This is a genomic window from Streptomyces sp. NPDC006476 (assembly GCF_040612015.1).
Taxonomy (GTDB): domain Bacteria; phylum Actinomycetota; class Actinomycetes; order Streptomycetales; family Streptomycetaceae; genus Streptomyces; species Streptomyces griseorubiginosus_B.
In genome coordinates, this window is the sequence record NZ_JBEXPK010000024.1 from 1 (window position 1) to 21,434 (window position 21,434).

General features: G+C 70.7%; 16 protein-coding genes and 2 pseudogenes. 10 read left to right on the forward strand and 8 right to left on the reverse strand.

Annotated features, from left to right (window positions below; all coding sequences use genetic code 11):
- From ABZZ74_RS26135 to glgB, 4 genes and pseudogenes are all read left to right on the forward strand, one after another.
- Positions 1 to 492: pseudogene (locus ABZZ74_RS26135) on the forward strand (alpha-1,4-glucan--maltose-1-phosphate maltosyltransferase); the annotation flags it as partial.
- Positions 489 to 2,189, forward strand: coding sequence for a maltose alpha-D-glucosyltransferase (gene treS, locus ABZZ74_RS26140; RefSeq protein ID WP_356768857.1), 1,701 nt, complete (start codon positions 489 to 491; stop codon positions 2,187 to 2,189). The pseudogene ABZZ74_RS26135 and the gene treS, both read left to right, overlap by 4 nt.
- Before the next feature lie 92 nt (positions 2,190 to 2,281).
- A complete protein-coding gene (locus tag ABZZ74_RS26145) occupies positions 2,282 to 3,673 on the forward strand; it encodes a maltokinase (protein WP_356768859.1) in 1,392 nt (463 codons plus the stop codon).
- A 63-nt stretch (positions 3,674 to 3,736) separates the two neighbouring features.
- Positions 3,737 to 6,853, forward strand: a complete 3,117-nt coding sequence (gene glgB, locus ABZZ74_RS26150; RefSeq protein ID WP_356768861.1) for a 1,4-alpha-glucan branching enzyme — start codon at positions 3,737 to 3,739, stop codon at positions 6,851 to 6,853.
- 46 nt (positions 6,854 to 6,899) lie between these two features.
- On the opposite strand, the gene ABZZ74_RS26155 is transcribed toward glgB, so the two are convergent.
- Positions 6,900 to 8,300 carry a cytochrome gene (locus ABZZ74_RS26155; RefSeq protein WP_356768863.1) on the reverse strand — a complete coding sequence of 467 codons (1,401 nt, stop codon included), beginning with the start codon at positions 8,298 to 8,300 and terminating at the stop codon, positions 6,900 to 6,902.
- Positions 8,301 to 8,355: 55 nt separating this feature from the next.
- Complete coding sequence (locus ABZZ74_RS26160) at positions 8,356 to 10,605, reverse strand: ATP-dependent DNA helicase (RefSeq protein ID WP_356769074.1); 2,250 nt, start codon at positions 10,603 to 10,605, stop codon at positions 8,356 to 8,358.
- A gap of 265 nt (positions 10,606 to 10,870) precedes the next feature.
- Here ABZZ74_RS26160 and ABZZ74_RS26165 point away from each other — a divergent pair, with 265 nt between their 5' ends.
- Positions 10,871 to 11,218 carry a carboxymuconolactone decarboxylase family protein gene (locus tag ABZZ74_RS26165; RefSeq protein WP_356768865.1) on the forward strand — a complete coding sequence of 116 codons (348 nt, stop codon included), beginning with the start codon at positions 10,871 to 10,873 and terminating at the stop codon, positions 11,216 to 11,218.
- 33 nt (positions 11,219 to 11,251) lie between these two features.
- Positions 11,252 to 12,085, forward strand: a complete 834-nt coding sequence (locus ABZZ74_RS26170; RefSeq protein WP_356768867.1) for a class II glutamine amidotransferase — start codon at positions 11,252 to 11,254, stop codon at positions 12,083 to 12,085.
- Here ABZZ74_RS26170 and ABZZ74_RS26175 read toward each other — a convergent pair whose 3' ends face one another.
- From ABZZ74_RS26175 to ABZZ74_RS26190, 4 genes are all read right to left on the reverse strand, one after another.
- Complete coding sequence (locus ABZZ74_RS26175; protein ID WP_356768869.1) at positions 12,086 to 12,400, reverse strand: thioredoxin domain-containing protein; 315 nt, start codon at positions 12,398 to 12,400, stop codon at positions 12,086 to 12,088.
- A 2-nt stretch (positions 12,401 to 12,402) separates the two neighbouring features.
- A complete protein-coding gene (locus tag ABZZ74_RS26180) occupies positions 12,403 to 12,789 on the reverse strand; it encodes a MerR family transcriptional regulator (RefSeq protein WP_133044734.1) in 387 nt (128 codons plus the stop codon).
- A 47-nt stretch (positions 12,790 to 12,836) separates the two neighbouring features.
- Entirely contained in the window at positions 12,837 to 14,423 is a 1,587-nt protein-coding gene (locus tag ABZZ74_RS26185; RefSeq protein ID WP_356768871.1) for an AAA family ATPase, read from the reverse strand.
- 190 nt (positions 14,424 to 14,613) lie between these two features.
- On the reverse strand, positions 14,614 to 15,282 hold the full coding sequence (locus tag ABZZ74_RS26190) for a maleylpyruvate isomerase family mycothiol-dependent enzyme (RefSeq protein ID WP_356768873.1): 669 nt from the start codon (positions 15,280 to 15,282) through the stop codon (positions 14,614 to 14,616).
- Positions 15,283 to 15,372: 90 nt separating this feature from the next.
- Between ABZZ74_RS26190 and ABZZ74_RS26195 the strand changes: the two genes are divergently transcribed.
- Positions 15,373 to 15,825, forward strand: coding sequence for a MarR family transcriptional regulator (locus ABZZ74_RS26195; RefSeq protein WP_356768875.1), 453 nt, complete (start codon positions 15,373 to 15,375; stop codon positions 15,823 to 15,825).
- Here ABZZ74_RS26195 and ABZZ74_RS26200 read toward each other — a convergent pair.
- A complete protein-coding gene (locus ABZZ74_RS26200) occupies positions 15,822 to 16,586 on the reverse strand; it encodes a DUF2127 domain-containing protein (protein ID WP_356768877.1) in 765 nt (254 codons plus the stop codon). The two genes, ABZZ74_RS26195 and ABZZ74_RS26200, sit on opposite strands and share 4 nt — an antisense overlap.
- A 262-nt stretch (positions 16,587 to 16,848) precedes the next feature.
- Positions 16,849 to 18,264 (reverse strand): cation:dicarboxylase symporter family transporter, encoded by a 1,416-nt coding sequence (locus tag ABZZ74_RS26205; RefSeq protein WP_356769076.1) that lies wholly within the window; start codon positions 18,262 to 18,264, stop codon positions 16,849 to 16,851.
- A 167-nt stretch (positions 18,265 to 18,431) separates the two neighbouring features.
- On the opposite strand from ABZZ74_RS26205, the pseudogene ABZZ74_RS26210 reads away from it, so the two are divergent.
- The 3 genes and pseudogenes from ABZZ74_RS26210 to ABZZ74_RS26220 form a co-directional block, all read left to right on the forward strand.
- Positions 18,432 to 18,839, forward strand: a pseudogene (locus ABZZ74_RS26210) (RNA-guided endonuclease TnpB family protein); the annotation flags it as partial.
- Between the two features lie 71 nt (positions 18,840 to 18,910).
- Positions 18,911 to 20,548 carry a sensor histidine kinase gene (locus ABZZ74_RS26215; RefSeq protein ID WP_356768879.1) on the forward strand — a complete coding sequence of 546 codons (1,638 nt, stop codon included), beginning with the start codon at positions 18,911 to 18,913 and terminating at the stop codon, positions 20,546 to 20,548.
- Positions 20,545 to 21,222, forward strand: a complete 678-nt coding sequence (locus ABZZ74_RS26220; protein ID WP_240871309.1) for a response regulator — start codon at positions 20,545 to 20,547, stop codon at positions 21,220 to 21,222. The genes ABZZ74_RS26215 and ABZZ74_RS26220 overlap by 4 nt, the downstream gene beginning before the upstream one ends.
- Positions 21,223 to 21,434: the final 212 nt, after the last annotated feature.

The following is a 21,434-nucleotide window of genomic DNA, read 5'->3' on the forward strand; positions in this document are numbered from 1 at the left end:
GGCTACGAACTGTGCGAGAACATCCCCCTGCGCGAGGGCAGCGAGGAGTACCTCGACTCCGAGAAGTACCAGCTGCGCCCCCGCGACTGGGAGACCGCCGAACGCGAGGGCCGCACCATCACCCCCCTCATCACCCGCCTCAACGCGATCCGCCGCGCGAACCCCGCCCTCAGGCAGCTGCGTGATCTGCACTTCCACCATGCGGACCAGGACCCGGTGATCGCATACTCGAAACGGAGCGGTTCGAACACGGTTCTGGTGGTCGCCAACCTCGACCCTCACCACACCCAGGAGGCCACGGTCTCGTTGGACATGCCGCAACTCGGCCTGGACTGGCACGAGTCGGTGCCGGTGCGCGACGAGCTCACCGGCGAGACCTATCACTGGGGCAGGGCCAATTACGTGCGCCTGGAACCGGGCACCCGTCCCGCGCACGTGTTCACGCTCCTGCGACCGTCCACCCCGCAGATCGGAGGGTCACCCACAACATGATCGTCAACGAGCCCGTTCCGGACACCTTCGAGGACACCCCCACCAAGGACCGCGACCCGGATTGGTTCAAGCGCGCGGTGTTCTACGAGGTCCTCGTCCGTTCCTTCCAGGACAGCAACGGCGACGGCGTCGGCGACCTCAAGGGCCTGACCGCCAAACTCGACTACCTGCAGTGGCTGGGCATCGACTGCCTGTGGCTGCCGCCCTTCTTCAAATCACCCCTCCGCGACGGCGGTTACGACGTCTCGGACTACACCGCCGTACTGCCGGAGTTCGGGGACCTCGCCGACTTCGTGGAGTTCGTCGACGCCGCCCACCAGCGCGGCATGCGGGTGATCATCGACTTCGTCATGAACCACACCAGCGACCAGCACCCGTGGTTCCAGGAGTCCCGCAAGGACCCCGACGGCCCCTACGGCGACTACTACGTGTGGGCCGACGACGACAAACAGTTCCCGGACGCCCGGATCATCTTCGTCGACACCGAGGCCTCCAACTGGACCTTCGACCCGGTCCGCAAGCAGTACTTCTGGCATCGGTTCTTCTCCCACCAGCCGGACCTCAACTACGAGAACCCGGCCGTCCAGGAGGAGATGATCTCCGCCCTGCGGTTCTGGCTGGACCTGGGCATCGACGGCTTCCGGCTGGACGCGGTGCCGTACCTGTACCAGGAGGAGGGCACCAACTGCGAAAACCTTCCGGCAACCCATGAGTTCCTCAAGCGGGTACGGAAGGAGATCGACGCCTCCTACCCGGACACGGTGGTGCTGGCCGAGGCCAACCAGTGGCCCGAGGACGTCGTCGACTACTTCGGCGACTTCGAGTCCGGCGGCGACGAGTGCCACATGGCCTTCCACTTCCCGGTCATGCCGCGCATCTTCATGGCCGTACGACGCGAATCCCGCTACCCCGTCTCGGAGATCCTCGCCAAGACCCCGGCGATCCCGAAGAACTGCCAGTGGGGCATCTTCCTGCGCAACCACGACGAGCTGACCCTGGAGATGGTCACCGACGAGGAACGCGACTACATGTGGGCCGAGTACGCCAAGGACCCACGGATGCGCGCCAACATCGGCATCCGGCGCCGGCTCGCCCCGCTCCTCGACAACGACCGCAACCAGATCGAGCTGTTCACCGCCCTGCTGCTGTCCCTGCCGGGATCGCCGATCCTGTACTACGGCGACGAGATCGGCATGGGCGACAACATCTGGCTCGGCGACCGGGACGCGGTCCGCACGCCGATGCAGTGGACACCTGACCGTAACGCGGGTTTTTCGTCCTGTGACCCCGGGCGCCTCTACCTGCCGACCATCATGGACCCGGTCTACGGCTACCAGGTCACCAACGTCGAGGCGTCGATGTCGTCGCCCTCCTCGCTGCTGCACTGGACGCGCCGCATGATCGAGATCCGTAAGCAGAACCTGGCCTTCGGTCTCGGGTCCTACACGGAGCTGCAGTCGTCCAACCCGGCGGTCATCGCGTTCCTGCGCGAGTACGAGGACGATCTCGTGCTGTGCGTGCACAACTTCTCCCGGTTCGCACAGCCCACCGAGCTCGACCTGCGCGAGTTCAACGGGCGGCATCCGGTGGAGCTGTTCGGCGGGGTGCGTTTCCCGGCCATCGGGGAACTGCCGTACTTGCTGACCCTCGCGGGGCACGGGTTCTACTGGTTCCGGCTCCGCGGGGAAGGCGCCTAGCAGCCCCGCGAACCCGGCGTGGGGCGGTTTCTCCCGCCCCACCCGGGGCACGCATACGTAGCACCCCGCCCACCCGGGGAAAGGACGACGCCATGTCGGAAGCCGTCACCCGTACCGCCACGACCAGCCCCGGCCTCCTTGCGTCACTGGACCCCCTGCTGCGCGAGTGGCTGCCCCGGCAGCGCTGGTTCGCCGGCAAGGGACGTCCGGTCACCGGGTTCTCACTGGTCGCCGCCACCGAGCTGCTCCCCGGCGACGGCAAGCTGGGCCTGTACCACCTGCTGGTGCGCGCCCACCAGCCGTCCGCGCTGGGCGCGGAGACCCACGCCGGCGACTGCTACCAGCTGCTCATAGGCGTGCGCGAGGCGCTGCCGCCCCGGCTGGCGCCCGCGCTGATCGGACACGTGGAGGAGGGCCCGCTCGCCGGACGCACGGTGTACGAGGCCCTGTACGATTCCCGGCCCGCCGAGGTGCTCCTGGAGGCCCTGCGCTCCCAGGCCCGCATCGGCGGGCTGCGTTTCGAGCGGGAGCCGGGCCGGGAGATCCGGGCCGGGCTCGTCCCGCGGCTGATGACCGCCGAGCAGTCGAACTCGTCGGTCGTCTACGGCGATACGTTCATCCTGAAGCTGCTGCGCCGGGTGGTGCCCGGCGTCAACCCCGACCTGGAGCTGCCGCTGGCGCTGGCCCGTGAGGGCTGCCCCCGGGTGCCCCCGCCGACGGCGTGGCTGCGGGCGGAGCTGGGCGGGGAGCCGTACGTCCTGGGCGTGCTGCAGCCCTTCCTGCAGGGCGCGTCCGACGGCTGGGAGCTGGCCCTGCGGGAACTCGCCAAGGGCGAGGACTTCGGCGCCGAGGCGCGGGCGCTGGGCCGTGCGACGGCCGAGGTGCACACGGCGCTGGCCCGTGCGCTGCCGACGGTCACGCTCGGCCACACGCAGATGGAACTGCTGGCCGGCGGCATGATCGAACGGCTGGAGGCGGCGGCGCAGGCGGTGCCGGTGCTGCGGCCGTACGTGCCGGCCCTGCGCTCGGCGTTCACGGCGCTGGCCGACCTGGCGGCCGAGGGCCGGGTCTGGACCGGGCAGCGCGTCCACGGGGACCTGCATCTCGGGCAGTGTCTGCGCTCGCCGGGCGGTCAGTGGTGGCTGATCGACTTCGAGGGCGAGCCGGCGAGGCCGCTGGCCGAGCGGCGGATGCCGCAGCCGCCGGTGCGGGACGTCGCGGGCATGCTGCGATCCTTCGACTACGCCGCGCACTCCGCGGGGCCGTCGGCCGCGGAGGACTGGGCCGCGACCTGCCGGGCGGCGTACTGTTCCGGATATGCCGAGGTCAGCGGCGCGGATCCGCGCACCGACCCGGTACTGCTGCGGGCCTGTGAGACCGACAAGGCGGTCTACGAGGTCGTCTACGAGGCCCGGCACCGGCCTGACTGGCTGTCGGTGCCGATGACGGCGATAGAGCGTTACGCCACGTCTGACCTGTACTGACTTGTACCTTCCTGTTCTGACCCACTCCACTTCCCCCGTCCCTTCGCCGAGGAGGCGCCGCCCGTGACCCCCCGCCCCACGTCCAGCGGTCCGGATCCCAAGAAAACGGCCGAGGACAAGGCCGTCAAAGCCGCGAAGAGTGTGAAGAAGGCGGTGAAGAAGGCCGCGGACAAGGTCACGCCCGGGAAGACGGCGGAGAAGACCCCGGCGCGGAAGACACCCCTGAAGGCCCCGGCGGGCGCGGCCCCGGCGGAGAAGGTGACCGCCAAGAAGGCGACGGCGAAGAAGGCAGCCGCGAAGAAGACGACGACCGACGAGCCCGCGGCCAAGAAGACGGTGGCCAAGAAGACGACGGCGAAGAAGGTGGCTGCGGAGGGCGCGGCGGCCAAGAAGACAGCCGCGAAGAAGGTGGCCGGTGACAACGCGGCGCTCAAGAAGGCAGCCGCCAAGAAGGTCACTGCCGAGGGCCCGGCGGCGAAGAAGGCTGCTGGCGAGGGCCCGGCGGTGAAGAAGACGGCCGCCAAGAAGGTGGCTGCGGAAGGCGCGGCGGCCAAGAAGACAGCCGCGAAGAAGGTGGCCGGTGACAACGCGGCGCTGAAGAAGACGGCCGCCAAGAAGGCGACAGCCGCGGGCACGGTGACGAAGGCAGCCGCCAAGAAGGCTCCGGCGAAGGCCGCCTCTTCCACTACGGCCGCCAAGAAGGCCGCGGCCGAGAAGGCGGTCGCCAAGAAGACGGTGACGGCGAAGGCCGCAACCAAGAAGGCGAGCACCGCGAAGAGGGCCCCTGCCAAGACGACGGCCTCGAAGGCGGCGGTCAGCAAGGCCACCGCGGCGGCCGAGGCGGCTGCTGCCGCGCCGGAGCACCTCACCGCGGCCGGCGCCTCCACCCGGCCCGGCGGCACAGGCACCCCGGAGCAGGCCGCCGCTCCGAGCGACGGCACGGCACCCGAGTCACTTGCCGCCGCCGACTCCGGCGAGGTCGGGGCGCATGAGCCCGTTGCTCTCGGGCGGGAGGATCGGGAGCGGTTGTCGGCCGGTACCCATCATGATCCGCACACCGTGCTGGGGGCCCACCCCGTCGACGGGGGCGTGGCGTTCCGGGTTTTCCGGCCCTACGCGTTGGGCGTGACCGTCGTCGCCGGCGAGCTGCGGGCGGAGTTGGAGGACGACGGGGACGGGTTCTTCTCCGGGCTGCTGCCGCTGTCGGAGGTGCCGCCGGGGTATCGGCTGCTCGTGACCTACGAGGGGTCCGTGCAGGACGTCGAGGACGCGTACCGCTTCCTGCCCACGCTCGGCGAGCTGGACCTGCACCTGATCGGTGAGGGCCGGCACGAGGAGCTGTGGAAGGTGCTGGGCGCGCATCCGATGACCCACCAGGGCGTGGCAGGCACCCGTTTCTCCGTGTGGGCCCCCAATGCCCGCGGCGTCCACGTGGCCGGCACCTTCAACTTCTGGGACGGCACCGGTTACCCGATGCGCTCGCTCGGCTCCTCCGGCGTGTGGGAGCTGTTCGTGCCCGGCATCGGCGAGGGCGAGCTGTACAAGTTCCAGATCACCCGCCCCGACGGCTCCAAGACCCTGCGCGCCGACCCTCTGGCCCGCCGCACCCAGGCCCCGCCGGAGACCTCGTCGATCATCACCGCCTCGCACCACGAGTGGGGCGACGAGGAGTGGCTGGCCCGCCGCGCGGACCTGCCCGCGCACGAGGCGCCGTTCTCCGTGTACGAGGTTCATCTGCCCTCCTGGCGGCCCGGACTGACGTACCGTCAGCTGGCCGAGCAGCTGCCCGCGTACGTCAAGGACCTCGGCTTCACGCATGTCGAGCTGATGCCGGTCGCCGAGCATCCCTTCGGCGGCTCCTGGGGCTACCAGGTGACCGGCTTCTACGCTCCGACGGCGCGCCTCGGCACCCCGGACGACTTCCGGTACCTGGTCGACGCCCTGCACCAGGCCGGCATCGGCGTCCTGATGGACTGGGTGCCGGCGCACTTCCCGCGCGACGACTGGGCGCTCGCGGAGTTCGACGGTCGCCCGCTGTACGAGCACGAGGACCCGCTGCGGTCCGCGCACCCCGACTGGGGCACCCTGGAGTTCGACTTCGGGCGCCGCGAGGTGCGCAACTTCCTGGTGGCGAACGCCATTTACTGGTGCGAGGAGTTCCACATCGACGGTCTGCGGGTGGACGCCGTCGCCTCCATGCTCTACCTGGACTACTCGCGCGAGCCGGGCCAGTGGGTGCCGAACGAGCACGGCGGCCGGGAGAACCTGGACGCCGTCGCCTTCCTGCAGGAGATGAACGCGACCGTGTACCGGCGGGTGCCGGGCGTGGTGACGATCGCGGAGGAGTCCACGGCCTGGGACGGCGTCACCCGCGCCACGCACCACCGGGGCCCGGGCGGCTTCGGCGGGCTCGGCTTCGGCCTGAAGTGGAACATGGGCTGGATGCACGACTCGCTGGACTACATGAGCCACGAGCCGATCCACCGCAAGTACCACCACAACGAGATGACGTTCTCGATGGTGTACGCGTACAGCGAGAACTACGTGCTGCCCATCTCGCACGACGAAGTCGTCCACGGCAAGCGCTCGTTGGTCTCGAAGATGCCGGGCGACTGGTGGCAGCAGCGGGCCAACCTGCGCGCCTATCTGGCCTTCATGTGGTCGCACCCCGGCAAGCAACTGCTCTTCATGGGGCAGGAGTTCGCGCAGGGCGCGGAGTGGTCGGAGGCGCACGGCCCGGACTGGTGGCTGCTGGACCCGGGGTACGGCGCCGAGGCCGACCACCGGGGCGTGCGTGACCTGGTCCGCGATCTCAACACCGTGTACCGGCACAGCCCGGCGCTGTGGCAGCAGGACATCCAGCCGGCGGGCTTCGAGTGGATCGTGGGCGACGCGGCCGACGACAACGTCTTCGCGTTCCTGCGGTACGCCACCGACGGCACGCCGCTCCTGGCCGTCTCCAACTTCTCCCCGGTGGTCCGCCACGACTACCGGCTGGGCGTCCCGGACGACGTCCCCGCCTGGCACGAGGCGGTGAACACGGACGCCGCGCGCTACGGCGGCACCGACGTCACCAACCCGGACGACATCAAACCGGAGCCCCACCCGTGGCACGGCCGCCCGGCCAGCATCCGGCTGACCCTGCCCCCGCTGGCGACGCTCTGGCTGCGCCCGGCGTGACCGCTCCCTGAGCAGGGGTCCGGGGCACACAGGCCCCGGGCCCCGCTCAACGGTTCCCGAACATCAGCCTCCGCAGCGCCGACAGCATCCCCCGCATATGGCTGTCACCCCGGCCCGTGTCGACCGCGACGGGCTCCTCCCGCGACCCCGTGACGGAAGGACGCACCCGGCCGCTCAGCTCGTACCGCACCGGCAGCAGCCTCAGCCCCCGCACCACCGGTCCCGTCCGCCACGGCAACTGGTCCGGCGGCAGGGTCAGTTCGGCCTTGGTGAAGTGGTCGAAGACGCGGCCCACGGCCGTGGTCACGATCATTCCGCCCAGTTCGCGCGCCGCGCTCGGGCAGCCGTGCGGACCGGCGCCCCAGCCCAGATGGGCCCGTGTACTGACCGTCGACCCCACCATCGGGGAGGAGCCGATCGCCAGCAGGTCCTGGTGCGCCGCGGCGGCCGACGGCGAGACCACGTCACCGGCCCGCACACAGAAGTCGCCCAGCAGCGCGTCCCGCGCCGCGAACCGGAAGCACATGTTGGCGACCGGCGGATTGACCAGCGCCGCCCGGTTGACCGTCTCCCCGAACTGCCCGGCCGACAGGCTCCGCCGCACCCCGGCGTTGCCGCGCAGCACCTCCAGCAGGGTGTTGAGCACCATGTTGCCGGTGATGTCGTTCAGGTACACGGCGTTCATGAACAGCTCCCGGCCCAGTTGCTCGTCGCTCATGCCCGGGTCGGCCAGCAGCATGTAGGACGTGAGGTCGTCCCCGGGCCGGGCCCGCCGGTGCGCGGCCAGCCGGGTCATCGCCGCCAGCGCCCGTCCCGTCGCGGGCCCCGCGTCCGGCCCGCCGTCCAGCATCCGCCACAGGTCCATGACCAGTTCGTCACCGAGTTCGACCGGGCAGCCGAACAGCTTGGTGGTGACCATGAGCAGCAGCGGCCGGGTGTACTGGGCGCCCAGGTCCGCGAACCCGGCCGTCCCCGACTCCGCGGCGAGCACGCCGACGAGTTCGTCCGCGTACCGCGCGACGGTCGCCCTGAGCTCCCATCCCTGCGGAGTGCGCGGCTCCTGGAAGGGCCGCAGCGCCGAGTGCAGGGTCCCGCGCGCCGCCCGGTGCTCCTCGGCGTCCATGAACATGGTCTGCCGCACCTCGTACCCGGCGAGCATCGGCCAGTCGTGGGGCAGGCGCCCCTCGGCCCGGGCCCGCCAGTACCGGACGTCCCGTCGCCACTGGTTCTCGTTCTTCAGGACCTCCAGCACCTCGCGGTAGTCGAGAACCAGCCACACGGGCACGCCCATCAGCCCGACGGGAGCCACCGGACCGTAGGTGCGCCGCAGCCTGTCGTACACCGCCCCGGGATCGGCGTCGAACTCCGCCGTGAGCAACGGCTGGACGGGCAGCGACTCGAGCCGGGGACGGTCGGCCGGCGCGCCGGTGTACGGATGGGCTTCCATGACCACCACGCATACCGCACCGACCGTGCACGAGCAGTGACCACGGCGGGAACTGTTACGGCTCGGTGATCCCCGGGGCACCCGTGTCGACCAGCCCCTTCGGCAGCCGTCCGGTGTGCAGCACGCCCAGCCGCTGGGTGGCCCGGGTCAGCGCCACATAGAGGTCGCTGGTGCCGTACAGGCCCGGCTCGACCACCAGCACGGAGTCGAATTCCAGCCCCTTCGACTGACGCGGGTCGAGGAGGACGACGGTCCGGGTCAGGTCGGGCTCCGCGCCGGCCGTCACCCCGTCCAGCCGGGCCGCGAGCCTTCGGTGCAGATGGCGCGGGGCGATGACCGCGAGCCGGCCCTCGGCGGGGGTCAGCTCCTTCACCGCCTCGGCGACCGCGCCGGGCAGGTCGTCGGTGGCGCGCACCCAGGGCCGTACCCCCGTCGAACGGATCGAGCTCGGCGGCTCGAAGTCCGGGCTCTCGGCGCGTACGACGGCCGCCGCCAGGTCCATGATCTCGGCGGGGGTGCGGTAGTTGACGCCCAGGCGGGTGTGCTCCCAGCGGTCCTCGACGTAGGGCTCGAGGATCTTCTCCCAGGAGCCGACGCCCGCCGCCTCCGCGGTCTGCGCCGGGTCGCCGACCAGGGTCATCGAGCGGGTCGGGCTGCGCCGCATGAGCAGCCGCCAGGCCATCGGCGACAACTCCTGCGCCTCGTCCACGATGATGTGCCCGAACGCCCAGGTGCGGTCGACGGCCGCGCGCTCGGCGGCGCTGCGGTGGTCGTCCTCCTCCTGCCGCTCGGCGAACCGCTCGGCGTCGATGATGTCGTGCGCGGACAGCACCTCGGAGCCGTCCGGGTCGCTGTCCTCCTTGTCCTCGAACTCATAGGTCCGGGAGGCGAAGGACACGTCCAGCACGCCCTGCGCGTAGGCGATCTGGGTCTCCCGCTCGCGCTCGGCCCGCGCCCGTGCGAACCGCTCGTCCACGCCGAGCAGTTCGGCCGCCTCGTCGAGCAGCGGGACGTCCGCCACGGTCCACGCCCGGGTCACCGGGCGCCGGATGGCGGCCGCGTCCTCGTCACTGACGTAGCCGACGGGGTCGGCGAGGAAGTCCGCGACCAGCCGCTGCGGGGTCAGCCGCGGCCACAACTGGTCGATGGCGGCCCACACTTCGGGGTTCTCGGCGATCTCGTCACGGATCTGGGTGACGTCGGAGGCGTCCAGCAGACTGCCGCCGTCGTAGGGGTCGGTGCCGACGCGCTCGGCGTACAGCTCGGTGAGCGTGTTGAGGATGTGGCCCTCGAAGTGCTCCCGGGCCACGTTGTGCGGCAGCCGGGCGGCGCGGGTCTTCTCGCGGGCGACCTTCACCAGGCCGTCGTCGAGCATCAGCACCTCCCGGTCGTGCTCGATCGCGATCACCGGGTCGGGCAGCGCCTGCCAGTCGCGTACGACGTCGGCGAGCACGTCCGCCATGTCGGCGCGGCCCTTCACGGCCGCCGCCTCCCGGGTGTCCGTGGCCGTCGCCCGCACGCCGGGGAACAACTCCCCCACGGTGGCGAGCAGTACGCCGGTCTCGCCGAGGGCCGGCAGCACCTCGCCGATGTACCCGAGGAAGGCGGGGTTGGGGCCGACGATGAGCACGGCCCGCTTGGCGAGCAGTTCCCGGTGTTCGTAGAGGAGAAAGGCCGCCCGGTGCAGCGCGACGGCCGTCTTGCCGGTCCCCGGGCCGCCCTCGACGACCAGCACACCGCGGTGGGGCGCCCGGATGATCTCGTCCTGCTCGGCCTGGATGGTCTGCACGATGTCGTGCATACGTCCCGTGCGGGCCGCGTCGAGGGCGGCGAGGAGCACGGCGTCGCCGGTCGGGTCCTCGTGGCCGGTGCGCTCCCGGTCCCCGAGGTCGAGGATCTCGTCGTGCAGGGCGGTGACGGTACGGCCGCCGGTGGTGATGTGCCGGCGCCTGCGCAGGCCCATCGGAGTGTGGCCGGTGGCCAGGTAGAAGGGGCGGGCGACGTCGGCCCGCCAGTCGATGAGGATCGGGGTGCGCTCGGCGTCGTCGGTGCGCAGCCCGATGCGGCCGATGTGGTGGTTGGCGCCCGAGGTCAGGTCGATCCGGCCGAAGCAGAGCGAGCCGTCCACCGCGTTCAGGGCGGCCAGCAGTCCGGAGCGCTCGGCGACCAGGATGTCCCGCTCCAGCCGGGCCTGCATGGGCGTGTTGCCCTGGCCGAGCGCGTCCGTGACACCGGCCTCGGTGTCCCCGCGCAGGGCGTCCACACGGGCGTAAAGCCTGTCGATGAATTCCTGCTCACCGCGAATTTCATCGCTGTTTGACAATTCCACTCCCGGCCAGATATACTGTGCTCACTGAACTTCTTTGCGACTCAATTTCCCGTGAAGTCGCGAACCATTGAATATACGCAGGAAAATCCCCCGAGCGCAATTGCTCGGGGGATTTCTTTTTGTTCCCGTCGGGTCGGGCGCCGCCGGAACCACCCGCGGCGGGTGAGGCGGCGCTCGCACGGGCCGGAGTTCGCTGGTGGGTGACCACAACCTCCGCACCCCTGCGAGAACGGACCTCGAGATGACCCAGGACACCACCGGCGCGGGCGGAGTGACCGCACTCGCCGAGGCCGACGCTCCCGTCTTCGAAACGCTCGTACAGATGACCCTCAACACCTTCGAGCGGTCGGCACTCGACCCGGAGACGTACCTGCTGACCCGTATCGCGGCGCTGGTGGCCATGGACGCCGCGCCGGCCTCCTACCTGCTCAACATCGGCACGGCGGAATCACTGGGTATCCCGCTGGAGCGGATCCGGGGCACCCTCGTGGCCATCGCACCCGTCGTCGGCAGCGCCCGTGTCGTGTCCGCCGCCCGGAACATCGGCGAGGCCTTCGGACTGGACCTGCCGGACGCGGACGCCGGCTGACCGGCGCGGCAGGCCCGAGACAGGGATACCGTCATGTGCCGCTGGCTCGCCTACTCGGGGACGCCCGTGCTGATCGACGAGGTCCTCTACCGCCCGACGCACTCACTGATCGACCAGAGCCTCCATTCACGGATGGGCGTCGAGACGACCAACGGCGACGGCTTCGGTGTGGGCTGGTACACGGACCACGCCCACACCCCGGCCGTCTTCCACGACACCGGCCCGGCCTGGAGCGACCGCAACCTCCACGAGATCGCCTCTCACGTCAGTTCGCCGCTGTTCTTCGCCCACATCCGGGCCTCCACCGGGACGGCCGTGCAGCAGACCAACTGCCACCCCTTCCGGCACCGCCACTGGATGTGGATGCACAACGGCGCGATCGCCGATTTCGCGGTACTGCGCCGCGATCTCACCCTCGCCGTCGACCCCGTCCTGTTCCCCTCGATCGAGGGGACCACGGACTCGGAACTCATGTTCTACCTGGCCCTCACCTACGGACTCGACGTCGATCCCCCGGGGGCCGTGGCCCGTATGGCGGGCCTGGTCGAACACGTGGGGCACACGCACGGGGTGGCTCAGCCCCTGCAGATGACGGTCGCCGTGACCGACGGGGAGCGGGTCTGGGCCTTCCGGTACTCCAGCGCCGGCGCCTCACGGTCGCTGTTCTACAGCAGCCGCGTCAGCGACCTGCGCGCACTCCACCCCGACGTCTCGTTCCTGAAGGACGTCTCCGACGACACCCGGCTGATCGTGTCGGAGCCGCTGGGCGATCTCCCCGGCGCCTGGAACGAGGTGCCGGAGAGCACGTACGGCATCGTCCAGCCGGGGCAGGACGTCCTGAGCACCTTCCAGCCCCAGTACGGGTAGTCAGAGCACGTCCTCCAGCTCCGCCAGCAGCCGCCGCTTGGGCCGGGCGCCCACCATCGCCTTCACCGGCTCACCGGCCCGGAACACCATGAAGGTCGGCATCGACAGCACCTTGTAGGCGTTCGTCGTCTCCGGGTTGGTGTCCACGTCCAGCTGGACCACCTTCAGCCGCTCGCCCTCCTCGGCCGCGAGGGCCTTCAGCACCGGGCCCATCTGCCGGCACGGCGGGCACCAGTCGGCGGTGAACTCCACCAGCACCGGCAGTTCCGAGCCGATCACCTGCGCCGCGAAGTCCGCGTCCGTCACCTCGGTCACGCTCACAGTTCCCGCCCTCCCAGTTCGCACAACGGTGGTTCGCTGTCGGTCGAGGCCAGACGCACGGCGATGGTCGCCCGCACCGCCTGCAACTCACCGATCAGCGCGTCGAGTTCGGCGAGCTTGCGCCGGTAGACCGCGAGCGAGGCCGGGCAGGAGTCACCCTCTGGATGACCGGCCCGCAGACACTCCACGAAGGGCCGTGTCTCCTCCAGGTCGAACCCGAAGTCCTGCAGCGTGCGGATCTGCCGGAGCAGCTTCACATCGCTCTCGTCGTAGGTCCGGTGTCCGAGCTCGTCGCGACGCGCGGGCAGCAGCCCGCGCGCCTCGTAGTACCTGAGCGCCCTCGTCGTGGTCCCGGCCCGTGCGGCCAGCTCGCCGATTCGCATGCCTACGAACGTACGGCTTCACGCCGACGTCAAGGCAAGCACCGGTGTCAGCGGGGTGGCGCTCCGGGCGCCCGGCCGGGGCGCGGGCCCAGCAGCCACTCGCCGGAGGGCGGCCCCGAGTGGACCACCTCCTCCTCGTCATCGTCCGCCGGCCAGTCCTCCTCGTCCTCGTCGCCGGTCCGCACGCCCAGCAGCCGCCGGGTGAGGCGGTCGCGGTCGGAGAGGAGTTCGTCGAGGGCCTCGCGGACGTCCGCCGGTTCGGTGCGGGCGGACTCGCGTTCCGCCGCGATCAGCACCGAGCGGCGCACCAGTTCCTTGGTGAAGGAGGCCGTCGTGCCCTCGGTGCGGGTCACCACCTCGGCGGCGATGTCCTCGCCGAGGTCGAGACGGGTGCCGTACAGGGCGAGGAGGGCGGCGCGGCCCTCGGCGTCGGGCAGCGGGATCTCGACGGCGAGGTCGACGCGGCCGGGGCGCTGCGCGAGGGCCGGTTCCAGGAGGTCGGCGCGGTTGGTGGTGAGCAGGAAGGCGACGTCGGCGTCGTCGCCGAGGCCGTCCATCTCGTTCAGCACCTGGAAGAGCAGGGGCTGTTCGCCGTGGCCGTAGTCGCGGGCCTCGGCGATCAGGTCGCAGTCCTCCAGGACGACGAGCGCGGGCTGGAGCATCCGGGCCAGGGCGCAGGCCGGGCCGATGGCCTCGATGCTGGTGCCGGAGAGGATGACCGCCGTGAACTGCGGGAGATGGGAGAGGAGGTAGCGGATGGTGTGGGTCTTGCCGGTGCCGGGCGGGCCGTAGAGCAGCAGGCCCCGGCGCAGGTGCTGGCCGACCGCGCGCAGCTGCTCGCGGCGCCGGGCCACACCCACCACCTGGCGCTCCACCCGCTCCAGCAGGCCGGTCGGCAGCACGATGTCCTCGCGGGTCAGGCCGGGCCTGCGGTGGAAGCGGAACGGGCCGAGGCCGTGGCCGAACTGGGAACCCTCGAAGGACAGCACCTGGCCGCGGAAGACGTTGTGCTCGCGCACGATCGCGTCGAGGTCCGCGAGCAGCCGGTCCGCGAACTCCTTCTCCTGCGCGAGGACCTCGATCTCGACCTTGTTGCGCCCGTACTCGTCGGCGGGGCCGCGCAGCAGCACCGCGAACCGCTCCTCGCCGTCGGTGCCGAGATAGAAACCGCAGGAGACGCAGGCCAGTTCCTCGTCCGGGGAGATCGGCAAGTGCGCGTAGTCGACCGCGCCGATGGTGAACCGGTCGTAGCGGTCGGCGGATTCGAGGATGTCGCCGAGGGTGAGCTCGCCGTGGTGCTGGGCGCCGCGCATGCCGATGAGCTCGTAGGAGCGGCCGTCGGCGGCGAACCAGCGTTCCAGCGCGAGGTGCACATTGGGGAGGTCGTAGGGCGGGTACGCCGCCTTGACCACCGGGCGGTCGGTGGGCGCCGAGCCGAGGTGCTCGCGCAGCCGCCTGGTGAGGTTGCGGCGATCGTCGTCCTCCTTGCGCCGGGGACGGGCCACGGCGGAGAGGAACTCGTAGAACATCTCGGAGATCTGCTCCATCGACAGCGACGACGGCTCGCGGCCCGCGCCGTAGCGCCGCTCGTACTCGGCCGAGCTGACGATCTCGACGCCTTCGGACTCCCCCATGTCGCCTCCGTATGGTCGGTACGTGCGCTCCAGGGCTCCCCAGCCTGGTCCCAACCGGCACCCGAGGCAAAGCATTTAGGGCAAGCGTCACCAAACGGTCGCCGGACGCACCCGGAGCGGCGGGCCCGCTCCCGGACCCGCCGCTCCGTTCCCCCGTGTCTCCCCCGTCGGTCTCGTCATCGCCCCCATCTCACCGCTCGGCAACGACCGCCGGTGTCCACGGTGGCTCCTCGGCCTCCTTCGCCCCGCCCCGCTCGAACCACACGCGGGCCGCTTCGGGCCGCCCGGTGAGCAGGAGGAGCAGCGCCGCGATCGGGCCGCGGATCTCCTCGCCCTCCCCGCGCGTCCACTCGATGTCGGTGGCGACGAGCCGGGCCCTGGGAAGCGGCCAGGGACGCGGCGGGATCCGCATGGTCCACACTCGGTCGGCGGCGTCCCGAGCGGCCTCCGGCGGCATCTCGCGTGTCCGGCCGAGCGCGAGGGCGATGTCCTGGCCGTGCACGAGGACGTCCAGCAGCGACTCACGGGGCGTGGTCAGCGGGGCCATGCGCCGCGAGCCGACGATGGAGCGCAGATGGGCGACGATCTCGGTCACGGGCAGCCGCGCCTCGCGCAGCGCCGAGTCATGGATCATCCGGTCGAAGTTCCCCCGGGCCCGAACCGCTTCCCGCAGCACGACCCGCACCGGACAGCGCGCCCCGATGGTCAGATGGGCGGCCACGTCCCGCACTCGCCAGTCCCCGCAGCGCGTGGGTGTCTCCCACTCCTCCGCGCCCAGACCGGCCAGCAGATCGGCGAGGGCCGCCCGCTCACGGTCGACGACCTGCCAGAGCTCGTCCGTCGGCAACTGCGCACCCATGGGATCACCGCCCACTCAAGTGGTAAGCTTCACTGACCAAAATAGTCAGAGACTCTGACCAATGTCAAGGTATGCGGAGGAACGTCCACGATGGCGGTGGAGAGCGAGCTCAATACGGGAGTGCTCCTGTTCCTCCCCTATCGGGCCCTGGAGAACCGTATCTTCGCCGTGCTCGCCGAAGCGGGGCATGACGACCTCACGCCCGCCCAGGCCCGGGTCCTGCAGCGGATCGGGCCGCAGGGCACGCGGCTGACGGAGCTGGCCGAGCAGGCCCAGGTGACCAAGCAGACCGCGGGCTTCCTGGTCGACCAGCTGGAGAAGGCCGGGTACGTACGCCGCGAGCCGGACCCGACCGACAGACGCGCCCGGCTCGTGTGCCTGGCACAGAAGGCGTGGGCGGCGAAGGAGATCGCCGACGGGATCGTGGCCGAGGTCGAGGAGGAGTGGGAGCGGCACCTCGGCAAGCGCCGTATGAAGCAGCTGCGCGAGGCGCTGACCCTGCTGCGGGAGATCACCGACCCCTGGGCGGAGCGGCAGCCCTAGACCGGCACGCCGGCCGACTCCTCGACCTCCAGGAGTGACGCGCTCTGGCGTTCCTCCTCGAAGGCCCTGCGGCCGCCGCGGAGTCCGAACAGGCGCTTGGCGAGGGCGATGTAGAGCACCGCGAGGATGTTGAGGACCAGCGTGGTGATCTTCAGCCAGCTGATGTGCTCGGTGAGTTCGTAGATCTCCAGCGGCAGGAACGCGGCGGTGGCGACCACCGTCAGATACTCCGCCCAGCGCTTGGCGTACCAGAGGCCGACCGCCTCGACGAGCTCGATCAGCGCGTAGGCGAGCAGCAGCGCGGCCACCAGGACCAGCGTGGAGTGCTTGTAGCCGAAGGTCTTCTGGATGGTGCCGACGATCGGCGAGTGGTCGAGGTCGTAGTGGAAGTGCTTGAAGACCGGCCGGAACACGTCCAGGTACTCGTTGAACAGCCGTCGCACCGCGTCCTGACTGTTGCTGAACCTCCACACGGCCACGGCGACCAGCACGATGAACACCCCGCGCACCAGCCGCTCGATCGCCAGGAAGCGCAGGATGAACAGGTCGCGCAGCACCTTGCCGCGCGGCACCAGGGGCGCCTCGGCGGCTGGTCCCGAGCCGTGCGGCTCGCCGAGCACGAAGTCGCCGCAGCGCAAACAGCGCCAGACCTCGCCGAGGGCGGTCTCGGCGTGCAGCCGCACCCGCAGCCGGGGGTCGTCCGGCGCGTACGTGATGTGCCCCTTGCGGGAACACGTCCGCCGGTCCCAGTCGATCTTCATCCCCCGCGCCTCCATACCGCCGTGCCGAGCATGCCGAGCATGCCGAGCGTGCCGTGCCGGTCGACGGCACGGCACGTTAGTGCATCGGAGTAAGAGACGACGATCCGGGGACATCAGTTCGCCGCGGCGCCCGCCGGTTCTGCCGGGAGCGGGTGGCCTCCCCGGACCGGGCGGCTGAGCAACGGGGGGACGCTCAGCCGCCCGGCGTGAGCGGGGGACGGGCCCGGGTTCAGGGCGGGCCGCTCCCGGGTTCGCCGGGGCCTCAGGCCTTGGCGAGTTCCTTCTCGCCGCCCTGCTCGGGGATCTCGGCGTGCGGCTGCACGCCCTCGTCGAGGAGGGTGGTCTCGTCGAAGGGGAGCTCTCCGGCGAGGACCTGCCGGACGCGGACCTTGTCGATCTCCTTGGTCCAGGTGCCGACCAGCACGGTGGCGACCGCGTTGCCCGCGAAGTTGGTCAGGGCGCGGGCCTCGCTCATGAAGCGGTCGATGCCGACGATCAGGCCGACGCCGTCCACCAGGGCGGGCTTGTGCGACTGCAGACCACCGGCCAGGGTCGCGATGCCGGCGCCGCTGACGCCCGCCGCGCCCTTGGAGGCCAGCAGCAGGAAGAGCAGCAGCGGGATCTGCTCGCCGACGGACATCGGCGTACCGAGGGCGTCGGCGATGTAGAGGGACGCCATGGTCATGTAGATCATGGTGCCGTCGAGGTTGAAGGAGTAGCCGGTCGGGACGGTGATGCCGACCACCGACTTGCTGACGCCCAGGTGCTCCATCTTCGCGATGAGCCGCGGCAGCGCGGACTCGGAGGAGGAGGTGGACAGGATCAGCAGGAACTCACGGGCCAGGTACTTCAGCAGCACGAAGATGTTCAGCCCGGCCACGGCCCGCAGGATCACGCCCAGCACGACGAAGACGAACAGGAAGCAGGTGACGTAGAAGCCGAGCATCAGGACCGCGAGGCTCTTCAGGGCGTCCAGGCCGGCCGAGCCGACCACCGCGGCGATGGCGCCGAAGGCACCGATCGGGGCGGCCCACATCACCATGGCGAGGATGCGGAAGACCAGCCGCTGGATGTGCTCGACACCGCGCAGGACCGGCTGGCCGACCGAGCCCATGGCCTGCAGCGCGAAGCCGGTGAGCAGCGCGATGAGCAGGGTCTGCAGGACCTGGCCCTCGGTGAACGCCGAGACGAAGGTGGTCGGGATGATCGACAGCACGAAGTCCACCGGCGGCAGCGCGTCGCTGGAGACCTGGTCGTGGCCGGAGGCCTTGATCGCGTTGGTGAGGTGCAGTCCGTCGCCCGGGTGCAGGATGTTGCCGACGACGAGCCCGATGGTCAGTGCGACCAGCGACATCACCAGGAAGTAGCCGAGCGCGATACCGCCGACGGCACCGACCTTCGCGGCCTTCCGTACCGATCCGATACCGAGCACGATCGTGCAGAAGATGATCGGGGAGATCATCATCTTGATCAGGTTCACAAAGCCCGTACCGAGCGGCTTGAGCTCGACGCCGGCGTCGGGCCAGATCAGACCCACGGCGATACCGAGCACGACCGCCGCGATCACGGCGAGGTAGAGGTAGTGGGTACGGTCCCGCTTCACGCGGGGTGCGGCAGGTGCCGTATCGGGGGTGCTGGCGGCGGCCACGGCTGCCCTCCTTGACGTCTTCGTCGGCATCACCGGCGTGCGGCTCACGTCCGGGGGATGGGGATCGGGGGTGCGGTTTCGTCCGGCGGCCGCGATGGCTGGAACCGAATGTCCCGCTTCCGCTCGCTTCCGCATTGCGGTGACTATCCCGTGCCCCTGTGAGGGCGGTCACCCTTCCGTTCATTTAGTTCATCGAGAAGAACCGCACACTCAGTCGCGCGATCTCCGATGCGTCGTGGGCTGAGCTGTGCTCCATGCTGGAGTACAAGGCCGAGTGGCACGGCCGCGAAGTGATCGCGGTCGACCGCTGGTACCCGTCGAGCGGAACCTGCTCGGCCTGCGGCCACCTGGTCGCGAATCTGCCGTTGACCATCCGGGAGTGGACCTGCGCCGCATGCGGGGTGACCCACGACCGGGACGAGAACGCGGCGAAGAACGTTCTGGCCGCCGGGCTGGCGGTGTCGGCCTGTGGAGCCGGCGTAAGACCTCAACGGAGATCCTCCGGGCGGGCGGCCGGTGCTGAAGCAGGAAAGCTTCGAAGGAGCGCTGGACAGCGGCGCAGAGTCGGAGCATCCCCCTCATTGGAGCGGGATGAGGCCAATTAGTTCACGCTTGGCCCGGGGCCTCGGGAGACCGGAAAGAGGGGCACCGACCAGGGGCGAGGCACACTGAACCCATGCGCATGCCCAGCGTCCCGAGACCCCGCAGCCTGGCGGGGCAGCTCTTCGCCATGCAGGCCGTGCTGATAGCGGTCGTCGTGGCCGGATACGCGCTGTTCACGTACGTCAGCGACGAGCGGCAGGCCGAGCGGGCGGCCGGCCGGCAGGCCATGGCGGTGGCCAGCTCGATCGCCGACGCCCCCTCCGTGCACGCCGCGATCGCCACCCCGAAACCGAGCCTCGAGCTCCAGCCGTACGCCCTGAAGGTGATGCGCGACGCCGACGTGGACTTCGTGACGATCATGGATCCGCAGGGCATCCGCTGGACCCACCCCAAAAAGAACATGATCGGCAAGCACTTCGTCGGCAATATCGCCAAGGCCCAGCAGGGCGGCTCCCTCACCGAGAAGTACAAGGGCACCCTCGGTGTGTCGGTCCGCGCGGTCACCCCGATCAAGGACGCGGACCAGCACGTCATCGGCCTGGTCAGCGCCGGTATCAAGGTCCAGGCGATCAGCAAGCAGGTACGGGGCCAGGTCTCGGCGCTGCTCGGCGTCGCGGCCGGCGTCCTCGCCCTGGGCGCGATCGGCACGTACGTCGTCAACGCCCGGCTGCGCCGCCACACCCACGGCATGAACGCGGCCGAGCTCAGCCGGATGCACGACTACCACGAGGCCGCCCTGCACGCGGTGCGCGAGGGGCTGCTGATGCTGGACGGGCAGTACCGGGTGGCGCTGATCAACGACGGCGGACGGGAGCTGTTGGGGCTGGAGGGCGAGCGGGGCGTGATCGGGACGTCGGTCGCGGACCTGGGTCTGCCGAGTCCGTTGACGGGGGCGTTGCTGGCGTCGGAGCCGCGGGTGGACGAGGTGCATCTGACGGCGGACCGGGTGCTGGTGGTCAACACCTCGCCGGTGTCCGGCGGAGAGCGCCGCGGCACCGTGGTCACCCTCCGGGACGTCACCGAACTGCAGTCCCTGATGGGCGAGTTGAACTCCGAGCGTGGCTTCACCCAGGCCCTGCGCTCCCAGGCGCACGAGGCCGCGAACCGACTCCACACGGTGGTCTCCCTGATCGAGCTGGGCCGCGCGGAGGAGGCGGTGGACTTCGCCACGGCGGAACTGGAGCTGGCGCAGGCGCTCACCGACCAGGTGGTGGCGGCGGTGAGCGAGCCGGTGCTGGCGGCGCTGCTCCTGGGCAAGACGGCGCAGGCGAACGAGCGGGGCGTGGAACTGGTGGTGTCGGAGGACAGCCGCCTGGACGACGGTCTGCTGCCGCCGACCCTGCCCGCCCGGGACCTGGTGACCATCCTCGGCAACCTGATCGACAACGCGGTGGACGCGGCGCAGGGCAGCGTGCGGGCGCGGGTGACGGTGACGGCGTACGCGGAGGGTTCCGAACTGGTGCTGCGGGTGGCGGACACGGGCGCCGGGGTGGATCCCGCCCACGCCGACCTGGTCTTCCAGCGCGGCTTCTCCACGAAACCGTCCGGGCCGGGGGGCCGGGGGCTGGGCCTGGCGCTGGTACGGCAGGCTGTGCAGCGGCAGGGCGGGGAACTGACGGTGACCGAGGCGGACGGCGGGGGCGCGGAGTTCGTGGTGCGGCTGCCGCTGCGTACGACGGCGCCCGTCCCGGTGCCGGGAGGCGAGGCATGACCGACATCCGGGTGCTGGTGGTGGAGGACGATCCGGTCGCGGCGGACGCGCACGTGATGTACGTCGGCCGGGTACCGGGGTTCGTCGCGGTCGGGAAGGCGCACACGGGCGCGGAGGCACGGCGGCTGCTGGACCGCACGCCGGTGGATCTGCTGCTGCTGGACCTGCATCTGCCGGACGTCCACGGGCTGCAGTTCGCGCGGTCGTTGCGGGCGGCGGGGCATCACGCGGACGTGATCGCGGTGACGTCCGCGCGGGATCTGACGGTGGTGCGCGAAGGGGTGTCGTTGGGGGTCGTGCAGTACGTCCTGAAGCCGTTCACCTTCGCGACGCTCAGGGACCGGCTGGTGCGGTACGCGGAGTTCCGTGGGGCGGCCGGGGAGGCGAGCGGCCAGGACGAGGTGGACCGGGCGCTGGCGACCCTGCGCGCCCCCTCGCCGGCGGCGCTGCCGAAGGGGTTGAGCGGGCCGACCCTGGAGCGGGTGACGGGGGCGCTGCGGGAGGCCGCGGAGGGGCTGACGGCGGCGGGGGTGGCGGAGGCCGTGGGGATATCCCGGATCACGGCCCGGCGGTATCTGGAGCACCTGGTGGACGCGGGCAGGGCGGCACGCAGCCCGCAGTACGGGACCGTGGGGCGACCGGAGTTGCAGTACCGATGGGTTCCCGGGCGTTAGGGCCCGCTGCGAAAGTCCCGCCTGCCCCGCGACGCCCGGCACGCTCCTCCACGACGCCGCAGGGCACGCCCTTCGGGCGGACGGCGGGACTTTCGTATCAGGCCCCAGCCGCTCGTCGTACCCGCCCCCACCCCAACACCGCAACCCTGCAGGCGCATTGACCTGACTAGACCACTCCTCCTACCTTCACCGGGCAACCATCTCGGCCGACA